The following is a 19054-nucleotide window of genomic DNA, read 5'->3' as shown; positions in this document are numbered from 1 at the left end:
CGAACCGCGAGGGCTGGAAACGTTCCGACAAACGATCGGGGGATGCGTCGAGATGAGCTGGCAACCGGAAATGGACGAACTGCGCCGCCGTCAGGAAATGACGAAGCGCATGGGCGGCGCCGACAAGGTCAAGCGCCAGCACGATGGCGGCCGCCTGACGGTCCGCGAGCGCATCGACCGGTTGCTCGACAAGGATTCGTTCCGCGAGATCGGCAGCGTCGCCGGCAAGGCGGAATATGACGGCCGCAACGACCTGGTCGATCTCACGCCGGCCAATGTCGTCATGGGCCGCGGCAAGATTGACGGACGGCACGTCGCCGTCACCGGCGACGACTTCACGGTGCGCGGCGGATCGGCCGATGCCACGATCAAGGAGAAGTCCAACTACGTCGAACGCTACGCCAACCAGTACCGCATTCCGGTCGTGCGCCTGATCGAGGGGTCGGGCGGCGGCGGATCCGTGAAGACGATCGAGACGACCGGCCGCGCCAATGTGCCGGGCGTCGCGGGCTGGGAATGGACCGTACGCAACATGGGCGCGGTGCCGACCGTGGGCCTCGGCCTCGGCTCCGTCGCGGGCCTCGGCGCCGCGCGGCTGGCCGCCACCCACTATTCGGTGATGGTGAAGGAAGTCTCCGCGATGTTCGTCGCCGGTCCGCCGGTGGTGAACCGGCTGAGCCCCAAGCAATACGACAAGCAGGAACTGGGCGGCTGGGAAATCCAGCTGCGGGCCGGCGCGATCGACGAAGCCGTCGACAGCGAGGACGAGGCCTTCGCCGCAACGCGCCGCTTCCTCTCCTATCTGCCCTCCTCGGTATACGAGGCGCCGCCGCGCGGCCCCGTGACCGACGATCCGGCGCGGCGCGAGGAATCCCTGTTCGACGCCATCCCGCGCGACACCCGCAAGGTCTATCGCATCCGGCCGATCGTCGAGAAGGTGGTCGACCAAGGCAGCTTCTTCGAGATGGGCCGGCTCTACGGTCGCTCGGTCGTGACCGGCTTCGCGCGAGTCGACGGGTGGCCGGTGGCGGTGATGGCCAGCGATCCGATGTTCTATGGCGGCGGCTGGACGTCCGATACCTGCCAGAAGGTGACGCGCTTCCTCGACCTCGCCGAGACCTTCCACCTGCCGGTCGTCTATTTCTGCGACTGCCCCGGCTTCCTGATCGGCCTCGAGGCCGAGAAGAGCGGCGTCATCCGCCAGGGCGTGCGCGCCATGTCGTCGATGTTCCAGACGACCGTGCCGTGGTGCACCTTCATCATCCGCAACGCCTTCGGTGTGGCGGGCGCCGCGCACCAGAACGGCTCGCGGATGAACTGGCGCTACGCCTGGCCCTCGGGCCGCTGGGGATCCCTGCCGCTGGAAGGCGGCATCGAGGCCGCCTATCGCGCCGACATCGACGGGGCCGACGATCCCAAGGCCAAGATGGCCGAGATCGAGGATCGCCTCAACAAGCTGCGGTCGCCGTTCCGCAGCGCCGAGAGCTTCTGGATCGAGGAGATCATCGATCCGCGCGATACGCGCAGGATCCTTTGCGAGTTCGTCGACCTCGCCGCCCCGGTGCGCGGCAGCGGCCCCGCCAGCATGTGGATGCGACCTTAACGGCGCCAGCCATAGCCCTCGAGCTTCGGCAGCATGCCGCAGGCGGGCTCGAAGGGTGGGTTGCTGAGATAGTCCTGATCGGAAACGATATAAGACTGCCCGGGCGCGCGGCTGACCACCGCGCTCAACGCCGGATACGACCAATCCTGGAAGAACAACTTGGTCGGCCAGTCGTGCAGGGGCAGCGTCTCGGCCCTCACGATACCGGTACGTTGGTCCACGACGAGGCGTAGTTGCTCGATGTGGCCGCTCCACAGCCGGGTCAATGCGATGTCGGGAATCGCTCCCGCGACGGCGAGCGCCCCGAACAGCAACACCATGCGGCTTGCCACCTCGGGCTGGCGTACCGCGACAAAGATTGCCGGCGGATTGCGATACGCCACCTGTAGCCACATGCCGATGAGAAGCGCCGCCAGAAGCATGCCGGCCGCCTGACGCGCGACATAGTGCGAAGGCGGATAGAGTATCGAGGGCGCATGCACGATCCGCCACCACGGCGACACGGCCAGCAGCACGACGATGACCCCCATCACCACGACCGGCCCGCGCCCCTGCAGCCAGGCCGGCCGTCGCACGCCGGCGACAAGACAGATCAAAAATCCCGCAAGGGGGATGGCAAACTGCATGTTCTGCCAGAAATCGACACTAGTGGAGCGCACTTTCATGAAGTGCGGATGGTCCCAATAGTCGAAGATCGTCACAGCCGAGACGAGTGCCGCGCCGATAAAGGCGAGCGCCGCCAGCTGGAACAGGATCTTGGTCCCGGGATCCCCGCCGCCACGCCGGGCCGACCACAGGATCGCAGCCGCCAGCAGCGGTCCGAGGTAGATCGTGGCCTCGTAGGAGCGCAGGCAGAGCAGGCCGAAGGCCAGCAGCAGGGCGGCGTCCCGACGGCGGGTGCCGTCGGTCGTGAGCGCGACCGCCATGGCGGCGGTAATGCAGGCAAAGGCTACGTTGTACTCGCCGACGATGAAGAACGAGGTCGGCAGGTAGACCGCGGCAATGATCGCCAACACGGCCGCCAGCAGCACGGGATCGCGGCGCACACGCACAAGGGCGAGGTGATAGAAGGCGGTCGGCAGCGCGAACAAGGCTGCCGAATAGGCGATGGCCAGCATCCTCGTGTCGCGGACGCCCGCCTCTGCCAGCAGCAGCACCGGAGCCTGCGTCACCCAATCGACGTGGGCCCGGGCGGCATAGAAATCGTGGAAATGCCCGTGGTCGAGCAGATTCACCAAGAACGAGGCGCCGTCCCAGAACAGGCCACGACAGGTCACCGTGTTATGCAACGCGAGGGCCCAGAGGAGCACCGCGATACTCCGGGCGACGGCGACCGGCGACATCGTGGGCACGATCAGTCGCGCCACATGTAGTGCCCCAGCGGATAGGGTTCGGCCGGCGGGAATGGTTGCCAGTTGTTGAAGCCGCGCGGCGGCGCGATGATTCCGTCGCCGCGTTTGCCACGCAAGGCCAGGCTCTGGCTGGGCAGGATCCACGACTCGACCAGCGTCTCGAGAGGACGCCGCGAAAGGGGCGTGGCTTCGTAGGCGATCACGCCGCTGTTGCTGCGCACGATCGTTCGCACCGTATCGAGATAGCGGCACCATTCGAGCGTGAGATAGATGTTGGACGGCAATACTGCGAGCACGATCAGGCAGGCGAAGGCAAGCATCCGGCTCGATATTTCGGTTCGGCGCAAGGCGACGAACGAGGCGAACCGGGCGCCGAGCGGCGACGTATAAAGCCACATCAGCACGACGATGGTGGCGATGACGAGGCCCGCGAGGCTGCGGGCGGTATATTGCGACTTGGCATGCGGCCGCACCAGCGAGTCGGTCAGCACCAGCAACGGTGACAGCGCAAGCAGGATCAGGAAGATGCCGGCCAGGACGTAAGGTCTGCGGCCGGCGAGATCCCGCGGACGCAAGAGCGCCCAGCCGGAGATGACCAGAGCCGCGCCCATCGCCAGGTCGAATTGGACGTTCTGCCAGGCGTCGAGCACCGTCGCGGCAGTCCGGCTGAGATGGTCTTCCGAGAAAGGGTGGATCACCGAGTCCGCCGCGACCCACATGCCGCCCAGGAATGGCAGGATGGCGGCCAGGTAGAGAAACGTGGCGACAAGGGGTCGCGGCCGGATCCGGTAGACCGTCCAGGCGATCATGAGGGCCAGCAGGGGCCCCAGGTAGAGCATCACCTCGTAAGTCCGGATCGCCAGCAGTCCGACCGCGACCAGGAAGGCCCCGTCGCCGACGCTGAGTTCCCTCGCCGTCACCAGCCGGACGGCCACGACGATGCCGATGGCGTAGGCCGTGTTGTACTCGCCGACGATGAAAAAGGACGTCGTCATGAAGACGACGCCGATCGCCGCGAGGACTGCCGCCAGCAGGACCGGATCGTCCTTCACTCGCATCAGCGCGAGGTGGTAGAGCGCGGTCGGAAGGGCGAAAAGGCCCAGCGACAATAGCTGGGCCAGCAAATGCAGGTCGGTGACACCGAGGAACACTGCCGTGAGGATCGGCGCCTGACCTAGGACCATCGCGTACAGGCGAGGGTCGTAGAAGTCGAAGAAGAACTCACGCCGTGCGACCTGCACGAGGAATGCAGATCCATCGACGAAAAGCCCCCGGCACTCCCAGCTGTACCAGAGCGCCAGGATCCAGAGCAGGCCGACAGCGGACCTGTATGCGACTGTAGTTGTTGGCATTTCCCCGCGAGGGGGCCTACAGGACCCGCGCCGGAGGTGCAAGCCTTCACGGCTTGCAGCGTCGATGGGGCGCTGTTAGCAAGGCGCGGCAAACAAGGATGGCGGATGCTCAGTTGGGAGAAAATCGACGCGATTCCAGGCTGGTTCATGTTCCAGTCCTATTGCGTCTGGCGTGCCCTGCTCGACCAGCAGGCCGGTGCTTCCGGCGACCTGTTCGAGATCGGCGTGTGGCGGGGACGGTCCGCGTCGGTCCTGGCGTCCTACCGGAAGGGCAACGAGAAGCTCTATCTCTGCGATCTCCGGCTGGATGAGGCCGCCGTCCACCGTTCGATCGAGTCGGTCGGCGCCAAGCCCACGAACATCGTGCCGCTGTCAGGCCCCTCGGCCGACCTGCCGGCCAAGCTCGACCTGCAGGCGATGCACCAGTCGGTGCGCTGGTTCCATATCGACGGCGAGCATACCGGCACGGCCGTCTATCGCGAACTCGAGTTCGCCAACCGGATCGTCAACACCGAGGGCATCGTCGTGATCGACGATTTCTTCTCGCCACGCTACCCGGCCAATACGACCGAGGTCATCCGCTACCTCGAGAAGAACCCGTTCCACTTCCGCCTTCTCGCCGTCGGCTTCAACAAGGGCTATCTCTGCAGGCCCGAGAGCCTGCCGCGCTACATGGATTTCATGGCCTCGGGCATGTCGCGCGCGCTGCAGGGCTACGGCGCCAAGACGACGATCTTCAAGACGACCGGTCCATGGGACACCGATGCCGTCGGCATCACCGACTTCGTCGATGATGCCGGGGCCATCGCGGGCCCCGACAACGAACCGCAACGCTGGCACATGATGCGGACACGCCATGTCTGGGGGCCGATGCGGCACCTCCAGAACGGCTGGCGGATGCTGCGCGGCGGCTAAGCCGCAGGTCTCGCGATCTTCATCTGCTCGTCGATATCGTCGGCGATGAAGTTGCGCACCACCTCGTCGAGATCCTTGTCGGTCTCGAAGCCGAGGCGTCGCGCCCGGGCCGAGTCGATGCCCTGGGGCCAGCCGTCGCAGATCTTCTGGATCGCCGGATCGTGCTGCCAGACGACCTTGCCCACCTTGCGATTGCCGGCATGCCGGCCGACCGCCTGCTCAAGCTCCTTCGCCGTCACGTTGATGCCGTTCAGAAGCAGCGTGCGGCCGGGACCGAAGGCGTCCGGCGGCAGATCGTGCAGGCGCATGAAGGCGTCGACCGTCTTGCGCGGGCTGAGGACTACCATGACCGTCTCGGGTGTCACGGGACAGACCACGTCGACGCCGGTCAGCGGCTCGCGAAGCACCGAACTCGCCCAGGTCGAGGCCGCCTTGTTGGGCAGGCCGGTGCGCACGCAGATCGTCGGCAATCTCACCGAAGTGCCGCGCAAAAAGCCCTTGCGCGTGTAGTCGCGGACCAGGAACTCGCCGATCGACTTTTGGGCGCCGTAGGATGTCTGGGGCGTCAGGGGCGTGTCGTCGGTGACCGCGGGCGGGAGATCGCCGCCGAAGGCGGCCAGCGAGCTCGTGAACACGACGCGCGGATTGGTACCGAGCGCCCGACAGGCTTCCAGGACGTTGCGCGTGCCGTCGAGGTTGACCCGATAGCCCAGGTCGAAATCGGCCTCGGCGCCAGCGCTGACCACGGCGGCGAAATGGAACACGGTCGACGCGCCCTGCACGATCGACTGCACGGTCGCGAAATTGGAGATGTCGCCGGCCAGCGTCCTCACCCTGGGATCGTCGAGGCCCGGACCCTCCGCCTTCGCGACGTCGAACAGCAGCAGCTCGCTCACCTTCTGGGGCTGGCCCGAGGCGCCCGCGATCTCTCCCTGCTGCAGGATGCGCCGGGCGAGTTTCTTGCCGAGGAAGCCTGCGCCGCCGGTGATGACCACCTTCATGTCGTTTCCGTCCCGATTTCGTTGCGTGACGTCGAAAGTGTGCACAGATCACGGCTTGCAGTCTATGTTTGCGGGAGATGGCAGGCCCCAGCGACATTTATGTATTCAAGGACGCTCTCATCATCCTGGGAACGGCGGCCGTCGTCGCACCCGTCGTGCACCGCCTCAAGATCAGCCCGGTCCTCGGCTTCCTGGTCGTTGGCGCCGCACTGGGCCCGCACGGGCTTGGCCACCTCGCCGACTATTCCCGCGCCATCGACTGGCTGACCGTCACCGGCGAGCGGCAGATCAGCTTCATCGCCGATCTCGGCATCGTCTTCCTGCTCTTCTTCATCGGCCTCGAACTCTCGATGCGCCGCCTGGTCACCATGCGCCGGCTGGTCTTCGGACTGGGCGGCCTGCAGGTCGTCCTCTCGGCCCTGGCCATCAGCCTGGCCGCCTTGTGGTTCGGCCAACCCGCCGCCGCCGCACTCATCATCGGCACCTGTCTGGCGCTGTCCTCGACCGCCATCGTGATGGAGCTGCTGTCCGGTCAGCGCCGCATGATGTCGACCACCGGACGCACCAGCTTCGCCATCCTGCTGGCGCAGGACCTGGCCGTGGTGCCCCTCCTCTTCCTGATCAGCGCCCTCGGGGGCCATTCGGACGGGTCGGTGGTCCAGGGAGTCATTGTCGCCGTGGTCGAGGCCATTCTGGCCATCGCGGCGATCGCTCTCGTGGGGCGAGTGGTGCTGAAGCCGCTGTTCCGCCTGGCCGCCAGCACCGACAATCCGGAATTCTTCATGGCGGCGACCCTGCTGATCGCCGTCGGATCGGGCGTGATCGCGGCCTTCGCGGGCCTCTCTATGGCGCTGGGCGCCTTCATCGCCGGTCTGCTGCTGGCCGAAACTGAATACCGGCGCGCCGTCGAGGCGATGATCGACCCGTTTCGCGGGCTGCTGCTCGGCGTCTTCTTCTTCTCCGTCGGGATGCACATCGACCTGAGCTTCATCTGGCGGGAACCGCAACTCGTGATCGGCGGTTTCATCGCCATGATGGCCGCCAAGACGGCCCTGCTGGTTCCCCTCTGCCGGCTGTTCGGCGTGCCATGGGCCGCCAGCGTCGAGACCAGCCTGCTGCTGGCGCCCGGCGGCGAGTTCGCCTTTATTGGTATCGGGCTCGCCGCAGAGTTCGGCCTGATCAATCCCGGGGTCGCCGCGGGCGTTCTCGCGGTGGTGTCGCTCACCATGGGTACGCTGCCCTTCGTATCGTTGTTCGCGCGTCGAGCCGCCCTGCGCGTGGCCAAGCAAGTGACGGGCGGTGCGCCGGCGATACAGCTGCCACCGTCCGATCACGCCAAGCGCGTGATCGTGGTCGGCCACGGACGCGTGGGCCAGCTCGTCTGTGACCTGCTCGACAAGCACGAGATTTCCTACATCGCCGCCGACCGCGACGCCGCCCGCGTCGAGCGCTGGCGCAAGCTCGGGCGCCCCGTCTACTTCGGTGACGCCTCGAACGCGCTGTTCCTGCAGCGCTGCGGCATTGATGAGGCGACGGGCGTCATCGTCACCATAGACACGGCGGCGGTCGACGATGTCGTGCGCGCCGTGCGCGCACGGCGGCCCGACGTGATGATCGTGGCACGGGCCCACGACGCCCAGCATGCGCTGCATCTCTACACGCTGGCGGTCACCGACACCGTGCCGGAGACCATCGAGGCGAGCCTGCAGCTGGCCGAGTCGGCGCTCGTCGGTCTGGGCGTCCCGATGGGCCTCGTCATCGCCTCGATCCATGAGCGGCGCGAGCAGGTGCGCAACGAACTGCAGGCCGCCGCCGGCGGCACCGGATCGATGACGGCGCAGATCCGCCGCGCCAGGCGCGACAAGGCCGCCAAGCCGTGAAGGTCATCAGCTGGAACCTGCTGCGCCTCACCGGCGCCGCCGTCGAGGATGTGGCGACGCTGATCGACAGCCAGAAGCCCGACATCCTTCTCATGCAGGAGGCGACCCGGCATATCGAGGCGTTGCCTAGTCTGGTCGGCGGTCATTTCTACAGGCTGTCGTGGCTGGGCCGGATTCACGGCCTGGCGGTCTGGAGCCCGACCCATTTTCCACGCCCCGTGGCCCTCTCGCTGCCGGCATCGCGACTCCCCGGCCGACTGCCGCGCCGGCGCGCCCAGATCATCCAGATGGGCGAAATCACCTTCGCCAACGTTCATCTTTCGCACGGCCAGCTTCTCAACCGCCGCCAGCTTGCCCGCATCGCCGCGGCACTTCAGGGAAAGCCGTCGGCGATCATCGGCGACTACAATGCCGTCGGTCCCATCTTCCTGCCGGGGTTCACCGATGTCGGTCCGCGCGAGCCGACACACCTCTCGGGCAACGTCATGCCGGTCCGCCTCGATCGCTGCCTGGCCCACGGGCTCGTCTGCCGCGCGTCCGCAGCGCTGGACTTCGGCCCGTCCGACCACCGGCCGATCAGGCTCGAACTGCATCTCGAAGGGCCGCACGCCGAGCCCGCTCCGTCGCCGACCCGCAAGGACAGGCTGCGTCGCTTCTACAGATAGGGCTGCAGCAGCCTTGCCGCGCTGTTGCGCAGGCGGATCGGCAACGAAACGCCATCGATATCGGCCACCGTCATTCGGCGCTGCGGGGTCGTCGCCGCACCGATCTGGCGCGCGAAGGCCGCGTCGTGCAGTTCGACGTTCAGTTCGAAGTTCAGGCGGAAGCTGCGCGTATCCCAGTTGGCGCTGCCGATGAACGACCAGGAATCGTCGATCGTCATTAGCTTGGAATGATCGAACGGCGCCGGCAGCAGCCAGACGCGGCAACCTGCCTGGATCAGCGGCTGGAGCGGCACCTGCCGCGCCCAGTCGAGGATCACATGATTGGAGTTCTCGGGCAGCAGGATGTCGACGTTGATCCCGCGCATTGCTGCCAGGCCCAGCGCCATGGTGAGCGGTTCACCCGGCAGGAAATAGGGGGTCACCACGCGGATCGACTCGCGGGCGCAGGAGATGGCATGCAAGGCCACGAATTCGATCTGCTCCATGTCTTCGTCGGGACCGGAGGGCACCACGCGCGCCATCACCGTCCCGACCGGCTCGAGCGTCGGGAACCAGTCGTCGTCGAGCTGCTCGCCCGTCGTGAACTGCCAGTCGTCGGCGAAGGCATCGGTGAGCTGCTCGACGACCGGACCTTCGATGCGGAAATGCGTGTCGCGCACAGGATGGGTGGGGTTCCCGGCGATGACGTTTTCCGCTCCGATGTTGAGCCCGCCGGTGAAGGCCACACGACCGTCGATGACCAGCAGCTTGCGATGGTTGCGCAGGTTCACGAAGGGCGTGCGCCAGGGGAAATAGGAGTGCAGGAAACGCGCGACCGGAACGCCTGCCTGGTGCAGCCGGTTGTAGGTGCCGGACCAGAAGTATCCGCCGCCGACCCCGTCGATCAGGACGCGCACCTTCACGCCCCGCTGCTGGGCCGCGATCAGGGCCTCGTGGAACTTCTCGCCGGCGGAGTCGGCGCGGAATATGTAGCTGCAGAGGCCAACGGTCGTCTTGGCCCGGCCGATTTCCTCGAGCATCCGCGGGTAGGCTTCGTCGCCGCTGTGCAGCATCTCGACGATGTTGCCCGGCTTCGACGGCAGGCCCGTGAGCCGCCCGACCGCGTATTCCAGCGGCGTCAGCGAATCCCGCGCGACTGACGCCGCAGGCGCAGCCGCGGCGAGCGGCGTGTGTTGTCTCTTGAGCCTCAAGGCGCGCCGCTTCACGCGGTTGATGCCCATGATGGCGTAGAGCAGGCCGCCCAGGAAGGGTGAGAGCCAGGCGATGCCGATCCACGAAACCGCGGCGCCGACGCTGCGCTTGTAGAGCAGAACGTGGACCGTGACAGCTGCCGCGATGGCGACGTGGCCTACCGCGGCGGCCGTTCCGACCAACGCCGCTACATTGTCATCGAGAGTCACTTCGCCCGTTCCCCCGGTCCCTGCAACGCGGCTGATCGAGGGACTGTTCTAGCGACGACCTGCGTCGAACGCCATGCGCCTGGCGGGCGCTTCAGGCGAACGGGATTGACGTGCCCACATCATTTGTTCACGTCGACGACGACGCGACCGCGGACCTCCCCCTTGAGGATCCTGGGCGCCAGAGCCATCAGATCGCCCAGGCCCGCCTCGCTCACGGTGCTATCGAGCCTGTCGAGAGGCAGGTCGCTCCCGAGACGGCGCCACGCCTCTTCACGCGGCGCCTTCGGCAGCATCACGGAGTCGATGCCGTAAACGGTTATGCCACGCAGAATGAACGGCAGGATCGAACCGGGGAACGATGGCCCGGCCGCGAGACCGCAAACTGCCGCCGCACCGCCGTACTTCACCTGCGCCAGCGCCCGGGCGAACATCACGCCGGATACGGTGTCGACGACGCCGGCAAAGCGCTCGCCGAGCAGCGGCCGGTCCGGCGCCTCGGTCAGTTCCTTGCGGTCCATGATCGTCGTGGCGCCGAGCGACTTGAGGTATTCGCCCTCCTGTGGCCGGCCGGTTGCCGCTACCACCGCGTAGCCAAGTTTCGCCAGGATCGCGACGGCCACTGAGCCAACCCCGCCGGCTGCTCCCGTGACCAGAATCTCGCCCTTTGCCGGATCGATGCCATGCTTCTCGAGGGCCATTACGCAGAGCATCGATGTGTAGCCCGCCGTGCCGATCGCCATTGCGCGCCTGGTCGAGAGGGAAGCCGGCAACTTGACGAGCCAGTCACCTTTCACGCGCGCCTTGGTGGCATAGCCGCCCCAATGCAGTTCTCCCACGCGATAGCCGTTCAACACGACCTTGTCGCCGGCCTTGAACGCGGCATTCCCGGACGTCTCGACCGTGCCGGCAAGGTCGATGCCGCCGACATGGGGCCAGGTCTTGACCAATCCACCCCCGGTGGTGAGCACCAGGCCGTCCTTGTAGTTCAGGGTCGAATAGTCGATCGCCACGACGACGTCGCCCGCCGGCAGCTTGTCCTCGGGCAGGGTTTCGATGGCGCCGCTGACCTTTCGGTCGGCACCCTGAGTCAAGACAAGCGCGCGGAAAGTCATGGAAACCCCCAATCAATTCGAAGCAGTTCTGTAGCAAGACCGCCAACGCTCAAACAGTCTCGGCGGGCGTCCCGTTTCGCTGTCCGCGCCGCTGGGCAACCGCTGCCGTCAGCCCACGTCCAGAGCAAAGGCATATATCCACTGAAAAAGTGTGTGTATATTTTCTCCGCGGATCGCACACATACGAAGACGGGTATCGAGACTTGCGCCGCTACTGAGACGACATGCAAAAAATAGCGAACAAGAATACTTCGGGGCTGATAAGGTAATTTGCCTTACAGATTACGGGGAGATGAGGGGCGCTTACTGCGTACCGGTTTGCATGTTTGGAACTTATCGCCTCCCCGTCCTGTCGACCGTGCCGCGCTCGGGCACCTGGTTCCTGCGCTATCTTTTCTCTTTCGTATGCCATCTCGAACAAGGCGGCCGCCTCGACGATCTTCTGACAGGCGAAGTCATCGGCGATCCGCTGGGCGCGGCCTTCGACTTCAATCGTTTCAGAGGCGGGCCGCTGTTTCGAGTGGCCGGGACCCTGCCGGACGAACATATGTTCATCGGACATACGGTGTGTCCCGGCTTCCACGACATGGTTTCGGCAAGGCACTGGTGGCGGCACACTTCGTTCCACGTGCCTGGTTACGACTGTTTCCACGAGGAGAAGAGCTATCGGCACACGCCCGTGGATCTGGCGGACTACGACTATGCCCCCGTCAAGGTGCCAGCGATGGACCGTGCGGCACGCAAGGGACGCGGAGCGCCGATCGCCCTCGTCTACCGTAACCCGGTTGACCAGGCTTTCTCCTATTTCCGCTACTGCCAGGCACATGTCAGTCCGGCGTACCATTTGCTGCGGGGCCGCCCGGTCGCCGACATGTCCTTCCAGGAATACCTGTTTGATGCGGCGCTGGTCTCCTACGCCCGCCAGTTCATCTCCTATCAACTCCAAGCAGAGCGGTATCCCGGCCTGGTGAAGCTGATCCCCTACGATAACCTGATCGACCGGCCGGTCGAAACGGCGACGCGCCTGCTCGACCATTTCTGCGGCATGCACCGAGACTGGCCGATGTTGCCTGCCGCGGTGAGGCTGGTGCGGAAGGAACATATGCGCGCCATCGAGGGCAAGCTCGGCAATTCGCTCGACGGCACCCGCAACGGCCAGGACAGCCACATGCGCCCGTCAGAGGATGCCGGGCGGGACTGGCTGGCGGACCCCGAGATTCGCGACGCGGCAATTGCCCGGTTGAGCGATCTGGGCGTGGATTGCAGTCTCTTCAGCTGGCCGAGCCATCGCGCCACAACCATCCGGCAGGAATTTCCGGAAGACGTTCGACGAGAGCGCGCATATCGTTGAGAGGCTTCGCCTCCGGCCGCCGATTGTCCACATTAGGCCTGTGGCCATGAGATGCTTGCCAAGCATCGAAGCGGCCCCCACCTCTATGATCATGCCGTCCTTTTTCAGCCTGCTGCCCCATCGCAGCGTGATCTCCGTCGCTGGTGCCGACCGCATCGAGTTCCTGCAGGGTCTGATCTCCAACGACACGAGGAAGGTGGCACCGGACCACGCGATCTGGGCCGCGCTGCTCACGCCTCAAGGACGCTTCCTCAACGACATGTTCGTGGCCGATGCCGGCAGCGACACGTTCTTCGTGGAGACCGAGCGCGAGCGGGCGCCGGCTCTCGTGAAGAAACTCAAGATGTACAAGCTGCGCTCCAAGGTCGCCGTCGAGGATCTGGGAGCCGCGCTCGAAGTCGCCGCGGTGTTCGGAGACGACACGTCGGGGGCATTTGGCATCGAGGGAGCGGTGTCGTTCGCCGATCCCCGACTAGGGATGCTGGGCGTCCGCGTGATCGCTCCGGCGGGACAGGCGGCGACGCTCCTTTCGGCGCGAGGCTTCGTCGAAGCGTCCCTTGCCAGCTACGACGCGCTGCGACTGCCGCTTGGCGTACCCGACGGCAGTCGCGATCTCCAGGTCGAGAAAGCTTTGCTGCTCGAGAACGGCTTCGACGAGCTGAACGGCGTGGATTGGAAAAAGGGCTGCTACATGGGCCAGGAGCTGACGGCCCGCACCAAATACCGCGCCCTGATCAGGAAGCGCCTGTTTCCCGTCAAGGTCGAAGGCCCGCTGCCAGAACCCGGGACGCCGGTCCATCGCAACGGCGAGGAAGTCGGCGAGTTGCGCTCCGGCACGGGGGATCGCGCCCTGGCGATGCTGCGGCTCGACGCGGCGCGCGCCGGTGGTACCGCGCTGATGGCAGGTGCGACGCGCATCGTGCCGGAAATCCCTGACTGGATGCACCTTCCCGACCCGGGTGCCCCTAGCGGCTAGGGCCCACGGTCTTTAAGGTCTCTCCGCGCCGCCTGCCCAAGGAGATGACCGTGAAGCGTATCAATCCCAATCCCTTCACCACACGGCCGGAAATCGTCGGCACGTTTGGCGTCGTCACCTCCACGCACTGGATCGCGACCGCCGTCGGCATGGGCATCCTGGAGCGGGGCGGCAACGCCTTCGACGCGGCCGTTGCCACCGCCTTCACCTTGCAGGTTGTAGAGCCGCATCTCTGCGGTCCCGGCGGCGATGCGCCGTTGATCCTGCATGATGTCCGCCGCGGCAAGACCGAGGTCGTGTGCGGCCAGGGTCCGATGCCGGCCGGCGCCACCATCGCCCACTACAAGGGCCTTGGCCTCGACCTCATTCCCGGCACCGGGCTCTTGCCTGCCTGCATCCCGGGCACCTTCGACGCGTACATGCTCGTGTTGCGCGACTACGGCACGATGCGCCTCGCCGACGTGCTGTCGCCCGCCATCGGCTATTGGCTGAACGGCCATGCACTCGTCGAGCGCGCGAGTGCGACCATCGCCACGGTCGCCGAGCAGTTCCGCACCCACTGGAAAAGCTCGGCCGACGTGTTCCTGCCGGGCGGCAATGTCCCAAAGCCCGAGTCGCTCTTTCGCAACGTCACCCTCGGCAACACCTATGCCCGCATCCTGAAGGAGGCCGAAGCCGGCGGCGGCGGGCGCGACGCGGAGATCGAGCGCGCGCGGAAAGCCTGGAGTCAGGGCTTCGTGGCCGAAGCGATCGACAATTTCTGCCGCACGCAGGACGTCATGGACGTCTCCGGCAAGCCCAACCGGGGCGTGCTGACCGGCCAGGACATGGCGAACTGGCAGGCGACGGTCGAGGCACCGCTCACCTACGACTACGGTCGGTACACGGTTTGCAAGGCGCACGCCTGGACGCAGGGCCCGGTGGTTCTGCAGCAGCTCGCCCTGCTCAAGGGTTTCGATCTCGACGGCATGGATCCGACCGGCCCCGACTTCATCCACCTGCAGGTCGAATGCCTGAAGCTGGCTTATGCCGATCGCGAGGCATTCTATGGCGATCCGGCGTTCGTCGACGTGCCGATGCAGACCCTGCTATCGGACGCCTACAATGCCGACCGCCGCGCGCTGGTCGATCCGGCCTACGCCTCGATGGAGCAGCGTCCCGGCAAGGTCGACGGCTATGGGGGCGTCGTGAAGCTGCGCCGCGCTGACGGCGTGCGGCTGGGCGTCGCGTCGAGCGGCGCCGGCGAGCCGACCGTCGGCCGCGTCGGCCAGACCAACGGCGACACCGTGCATTTCGACATCATCGACAAGGACGGCAACATGATCTCGGCCACCCCCTCGGGTGGCTGGCTGCAGAGCTCGCCGGTGATTCCCGAGATCGGCTTTCCGCTCGGCACGCGCGGCCAGATGTTCTGGCTGGAGGAAGGGCTCCCGGGTTCGCTGGCGCCGGGCAAGCGGCCGCGCAGCACGCTCACGCCCACCCTCGCCCACCGCGACGGCGAGCCGTACATGGTCTGGGGATCGCCGGGCGGCGACCAGCAGGACCAGTGGGTCACGCAGCATTTCCTGCGCCACGTCCACTGCGGCATGAACCTGCAGGAGGCGATCGATGCGCCGGCCTGGCACAGCGAGCACTTCCCCTCCTCCTTCTGGCCGCGCACCGCGCGCCCCGGCGTTCTGGTGCTGGAAGGCCGTATCCCCAAGGACACCGTCGCCGAGCTGAAGAAGCGCGGCCACGAGGTCGAGGTGAACGACCAGTGGTCCGAAGGCCGTCTCACCGCCGCGACGCGCGACGATCCGTGGCGCAAGGCGGCCGCCAATCCGCGTGGCATGCAGGGCTACGCGGCGGGCCGATAATGCGCGTCCATGAGTGAAGCGCTGCTGGAACTGCGCGGACTGAAGGTCGATTTCGCGACCGACGACGGCATCGTCCATGCCGTCGACGGTCTCGACCTGGCACTGGGACGTGGTCGCACACTGGGCCTCGTGGGCGAATCAGGCTGCGGCAAGAGCGTGACGTCGCTCGCCATCATGGGTCTGCTGCCCCCGGAAAACTCCAGGGTGAGCGGCCAGGTGGTGTTCGAGGGGCGCGACCTGCTCACCCTCGACGCCCGCCTGCTCCGCGACCTGCGCGGTGCGCGGCTCGCGATGATCTTCCAGGAGCCGATGACCTCGCTCAATCCCTCCTACACGATCGGCGACCAGATCATGGAAGCGATCCAGCGGCATCAGGACCTGGACAAGGCCGCCGCTCGTGCACGCGCCATCGAGGTGCTGAAGCTGGTGCGCATTCCCTCGCCCGAGAAGCGCATCGACGACTATCCTCACAAGCTTTCCGGCGGCATGCGCCAGCGCGCGATGATCGCCATGGCGCTGGCCTGCGGACCGCAGCTCCTGATCGCCGACGAGCCCACGACCGCGCTCGACGTCACAATCCAGGCGCAGATCCTCGACCTGATGCGCGGCCTGCGCCGCGACACAGGGACCGCCATCATCCTGATCACCCACGATCTCGGCGTCGTGGCGGAAATGGCCGACGACGTGGCGGTGATGTATGCGGGTCAGATCGTCGAGCGGGCTACCGTGCGCGATCTCTTCGCGCGGCCGGAGCATCCCTACACGGTCGGCCTGCTGGGATCGATTCCGCGACTCGACGAGAAGCGCGAGCGGCTGCCTTCGATCGAGGGCCGCGTGCCCGACATGACCCGGCCGCCTGCCGGTTGCCGGTTCGCCGCCCGCTGCCCCTTCGTCGAACCGGAATGCATCGCCGCACCGCCCGCGCTCCGGGAGGTCGCACCGGGGCATCTCACGCGCTGCCGCCGCGCCCCGCTCTTGCAGGTCGTTCCATGAGCGGTGCTCTGCTCGAGGTTCGGGGGCTCCAGAAGCACTTTCCGGTGAAGAGCGGCGCCTTCGGACTCGTCTCCGGCCATGTCCGCGCCGTCGATGGCGTCGACTTCCACGTCGACGCGGGCGAAACGCTGGCGATCGTGGGCGAATCGGGCTGCGGCAAGTCGACGGTCGGCCGTCTGGTGTTGCGCCTGCTCGAACCCACGGGCGGCAGCGTTCGCTTCGAAGGCGAGGATCTTCTCCGCCTGTCGGACTCGCGCATGCGTGCGCAGCGCCGGCACATGCAGGTGATCTTCCAGGACCCTTACGCCTCGCTCAATCCGCGCATGACGGTAGGCGCCATGCTGGGCGAGCCGTTGATGCTGCACGGGCTCGCCGCTTCAGAGTCAGCGCGACGCGCGCGGGTCGGCGAGTTGCTGGAGCTGGTCGGCTTGCGGCCCGAACACGCTCGACGCTACCCGCACGAGTTCTCCGGCGGCCAGCGCCAACGGCTGGCAATTGCCCGCGCGCTCGCCGTCGAGCCCAAGCTCATCGTGGCCGACGAACCGGTTTCCGCGCTCGACGTCTCGATCCAGGCACAGGTCGTCAACCTGATGCGGTCGCTTCAGGCGCGCTTCGGCCTGGCCTATGTCTTCATCAGCCACGATCTCGCGGTCGTGAAGCATATCGCGGACCGTATTGCCGTGATGTATCTCGGCAAGATCGTGGAAACCGCCTCGACCGACGAACTCTTCCGTCATCCGCGCCATCCTTATACGCGCGCGCTGCTTTCCGCCGTGCCGCAGCCGGATCCTACGGTCGTGCGCGAGCGTACATTGCTGGAAGGCGACATTCCGAGCGCGATGAACCCACCGCCGGGCTGTCGCTTCCATACGCGGTGCATCTACACCCGCGAATCGTGCAGGATCGATGTGCCGGAACTGATCGATGACGGCGCAGGTCACGCCACCGCCTGTCCGTGGTGGCCCGACCTTCCTCCCGCGCCCCCGCTCGCCGAGGGAACGGGCAACAACGAAGACCGCCTGCGCTTGGCCCGCCTGCAGGCGGCGTTCGTCACAACTCAAACGGAGGCAACATGAAGAAGACGTTTCATCGCCTGACGCTGGCCGCCACGTTCATCGGCCTCGCTTTGTCCGGCGCGGCGGCCCAGAGCAACCTGCGCGTCGGTCTCGCCGAGGATCCGGACGTGCTCGATCCGACCCTGGCCCGCACCTATGTCGGCCGCATCGTCTTTTCCTCGATCTGTGACAAGCTGTTCGACATCGACGAGAAGCTCGCGATCGTGCCGCAGCTTGCGCTCGGCCACGAGACCTCGGCCGACGGCAAGACGGTCACGATCAAGCTCCGCCCCGGCGTCAAGTTCCATGACGGCGAGGCGTTCGACGCCGCCGCGGCCAAGTACAGCCTCGAACGCCACCTCAACATGAAGGGCTCCTTCCGACGGCCGGAGCTCGCCTCCATCGTGTCGATTGACGTCGTTGATCCCACGACCGTCAAACTCAACCTGAAGGAGCCCTTCTCGCCTCTGCTGGCCCAGCTCACCGACCGAGCCGGCATGATGGTCTCGCCCAAGGCCGCGGAGGCCGCCGGCGACAAATTCGGCCTGAAGCCGGTCTGTGCCGGCCCCTACAAGTTCGTCGAAAGGGTCCAGCAGGACCGCATCGTGGTCGAGAAGTTCGCCGACTACTGGAACAAGGACCAGGTCTTCATCGACAGGATCACCTATCTGCCGATCACAGATTCAACCGTGCGTCTGGCCAACCTGCGCTCGGGTAGCCTCGACATGATCGAGCGCGTGCTGGCGACCGACATCAAGACGGTGCGCGACAATCCGAAGCTCAAGCTCGTGACGGCGGTCGAGCTCGGCTACCAGGGCCTCACGATCAACCTTTCGAACGGTCCGAAGGCCGACACGCCGCTCGCGAAGGACGCCCGCGTCCGCCAGGCCTTCGAGCTGTCGATCGATCGCGAGGCGCTGAACCAGGTCGTGTTCAACGGCGAGTTCGTCGTCGGCAACCAGTGGATCAACCCGACCAACCCCTACTACCAGCAGGCATTCCCGGTGCCGAAGCGCGACGTCGCCAAGGCGAAGGCGCTGCTGAAGGAAGCGGGCGTCACGGGCCGCATGTCGCTCGACTTCATGGTCCCCAACAACCCGGAAACCCGTCAGGTCGCCGAGGTGCTGCAGTCGATGGTCGCGGAGACCGGGTTCGACCTCAAGATCCGCGTCACCGAGTTCGCGACCTCGCTGAAGCAGTCCGAGAGCGGCGACTACCAGCTCTATCTGATCGGCTGGTCCGGCCGCAGCGACCCCGACGGCAACTCCTATATCTTCCATGTCTGCGGCCAGCCGCAGAACAACTCCGGCTATTGCGACAAGGACGTCGACGCCTGGCACAACGAGGCGCGCATCAAGAGCGATCCCGCCGAGCGGAAGAAGATCTATGAGAAGATCACCGCCAAGTACCTGCCCGAGGGATCGATCAAGTACCTGTACCATCGCCGCGTCCTGGTCGCGCTTTCCGACAAGGTCGACGGCTACAAGCAGATGCCGGACGGGCTGATCCGCGTCGTCGGCGTCAAGCTGAAGTAGATCGAGCC

At 66.1% G+C, this 19054-nt stretch carries 15 protein-coding genes; 10 read left to right on the top strand and 5 right to left on the bottom strand.

Annotated elements, in window-relative coordinates; all coding sequences use genetic code 11:
• Positions 1–52: 52 nt before the first annotated feature.
• Entirely contained in the window at positions 53–1603 is a 1551-nt protein-coding gene (locus EPO41_RS27050) for a carboxyl transferase domain-containing protein (RefSeq protein WP_296332149.1), read from the top strand.
• Here the strand turns inward: EPO41_RS27050 and EPO41_RS27045 are convergent.
• Positions 1600–2946, bottom strand: a complete 1347-nt coding sequence (locus EPO41_RS27045) for a hypothetical protein (RefSeq protein ID WP_296332148.1) — start codon at positions 2944–2946, stop codon at positions 1600–1602. The genes EPO41_RS27050 and EPO41_RS27045 overlap by 4 nt on opposite strands.
• 11 nt (positions 2947–2957) lie before the next feature.
• Entirely contained in the window at positions 2958–4307 is a 1350-nt protein-coding gene (locus tag EPO41_RS27040; protein ID WP_296332147.1) for a hypothetical protein, read from the bottom strand.
• A 105-nt stretch (positions 4308–4412) separates the two neighbouring features.
• Here EPO41_RS27040 and EPO41_RS27035 point away from each other — a divergent pair, with 105 nt between their 5' ends.
• Positions 4413–5222, top strand: a complete 810-nt coding sequence (locus tag EPO41_RS27035; RefSeq protein WP_296332146.1) for a class I SAM-dependent methyltransferase — start codon at positions 4413–4415, stop codon at positions 5220–5222.
• Here the strand turns inward: EPO41_RS27035 and denD are convergent.
• Positions 5219–6223 (bottom strand): D-erythronate dehydrogenase, encoded by a 1005-nt coding sequence (gene denD, locus EPO41_RS27030; protein WP_296332145.1) that lies wholly within the window; start codon positions 6221–6223, stop codon positions 5219–5221. The genes EPO41_RS27035 and denD overlap by 4 nt on opposite strands.
• Before the next feature lie 77 nt (positions 6224–6300).
• Here denD and EPO41_RS27025 point away from each other — a divergent pair, with 77 nt between their 5' ends.
• Both EPO41_RS27025 and EPO41_RS27020 read left to right on the top strand, forming a co-directional pair.
• Positions 6301–8103, top strand: a complete 1803-nt coding sequence (locus tag EPO41_RS27025; protein WP_296332144.1) for a cation:proton antiporter — start codon at positions 6301–6303, stop codon at positions 8101–8103.
• Positions 8100–8768 (top strand): endonuclease/exonuclease/phosphatase family protein, encoded by a 669-nt coding sequence (locus tag EPO41_RS27020; protein WP_296332143.1) that lies wholly within the window; start codon positions 8100–8102, stop codon positions 8766–8768. Before EPO41_RS27025 ends, EPO41_RS27020 begins: the two co-directional genes overlap by 4 nt.
• On the opposite strand, the gene EPO41_RS27015 is transcribed toward EPO41_RS27020, so the two are convergent.
• A complete protein-coding gene (locus EPO41_RS27015) occupies positions 8759–10168 on the bottom strand; it encodes a phospholipase D-like domain-containing protein (protein WP_296332142.1) in 1410 nt (469 codons plus the stop codon). The genes EPO41_RS27020 and EPO41_RS27015 overlap by 10 nt on opposite strands.
• 119 nt (positions 10169–10287) lie before the next feature.
• Complete coding sequence (locus tag EPO41_RS27010; protein ID WP_296332141.1) at positions 10288–11280, bottom strand: MDR family oxidoreductase; 993 nt, start codon at positions 11278–11280, stop codon at positions 10288–10290.
• 322 nt (positions 11281–11602) lie between these two features.
• On the opposite strand from EPO41_RS27010, the gene EPO41_RS27005 reads away from it, so the two are divergent.
• The 6 genes from EPO41_RS27005 to EPO41_RS26980 all read left to right on the top strand — a co-directional run bounded on the left by EPO41_RS27005 (position 11603) and on the right by EPO41_RS26980 (position 19046).
• Entirely contained in the window at positions 11603–12631 is a 1029-nt protein-coding gene (locus EPO41_RS27005) for a hypothetical protein (RefSeq protein WP_296332140.1), read from the top strand.
• Between the two features lie 91 nt (positions 12632–12722).
• Positions 12723–13607 (top strand): folate-binding protein, encoded by an 885-nt coding sequence (locus EPO41_RS27000; protein WP_296332139.1) that lies wholly within the window; start codon positions 12723–12725, stop codon positions 13605–13607.
• Positions 13608–13657: 50 nt separating this feature from the next.
• Positions 13658–15463 carry a gamma-glutamyltransferase family protein gene (locus EPO41_RS26995; protein ID WP_296332138.1) on the top strand — a complete coding sequence of 602 codons (1806 nt, stop codon included), beginning with the start codon at positions 13658–13660 and terminating at the stop codon, positions 15461–15463.
• 9 nt (positions 15464–15472) lie between these two features.
• On the top strand, positions 15473–16456 hold the full coding sequence (locus tag EPO41_RS26990) for an ABC transporter ATP-binding protein (protein WP_296332136.1): 984 nt from the start codon (positions 15473–15475) through the stop codon (positions 16454–16456).
• The gene (locus tag EPO41_RS26985) at positions 16453–17532 is read left to right on the top strand and encodes a dipeptide ABC transporter ATP-binding protein (RefSeq protein WP_296332134.1); all 1080 of its coding nucleotides are present in this window, start codon (positions 16453–16455) and stop codon (positions 17530–17532) included. The genes EPO41_RS26990 and EPO41_RS26985 overlap by 4 nt, the downstream gene beginning before the upstream one ends.
• Positions 17529–19046 carry an ABC transporter substrate-binding protein gene (locus EPO41_RS26980; RefSeq protein WP_296332132.1) on the top strand — a complete coding sequence of 506 codons (1518 nt, stop codon included), beginning with the start codon at positions 17529–17531 and terminating at the stop codon, positions 19044–19046. Before EPO41_RS26985 ends, EPO41_RS26980 begins: the two co-directional genes overlap by 4 nt.
• Positions 19047–19054: the final 8 nt, after the last annotated feature.

The sequence above is a fragment of the Reyranella sp. genome (assembly GCF_004297265.1).
In the GTDB taxonomy this organism is placed as follows: domain Bacteria; phylum Pseudomonadota; class Alphaproteobacteria; order Reyranellales; family Reyranellaceae; genus Reyranella.
Note: the sequence above shows the minus strand (reverse complement) of the source record. Positions and strands in the feature narration are given on the sequence as shown.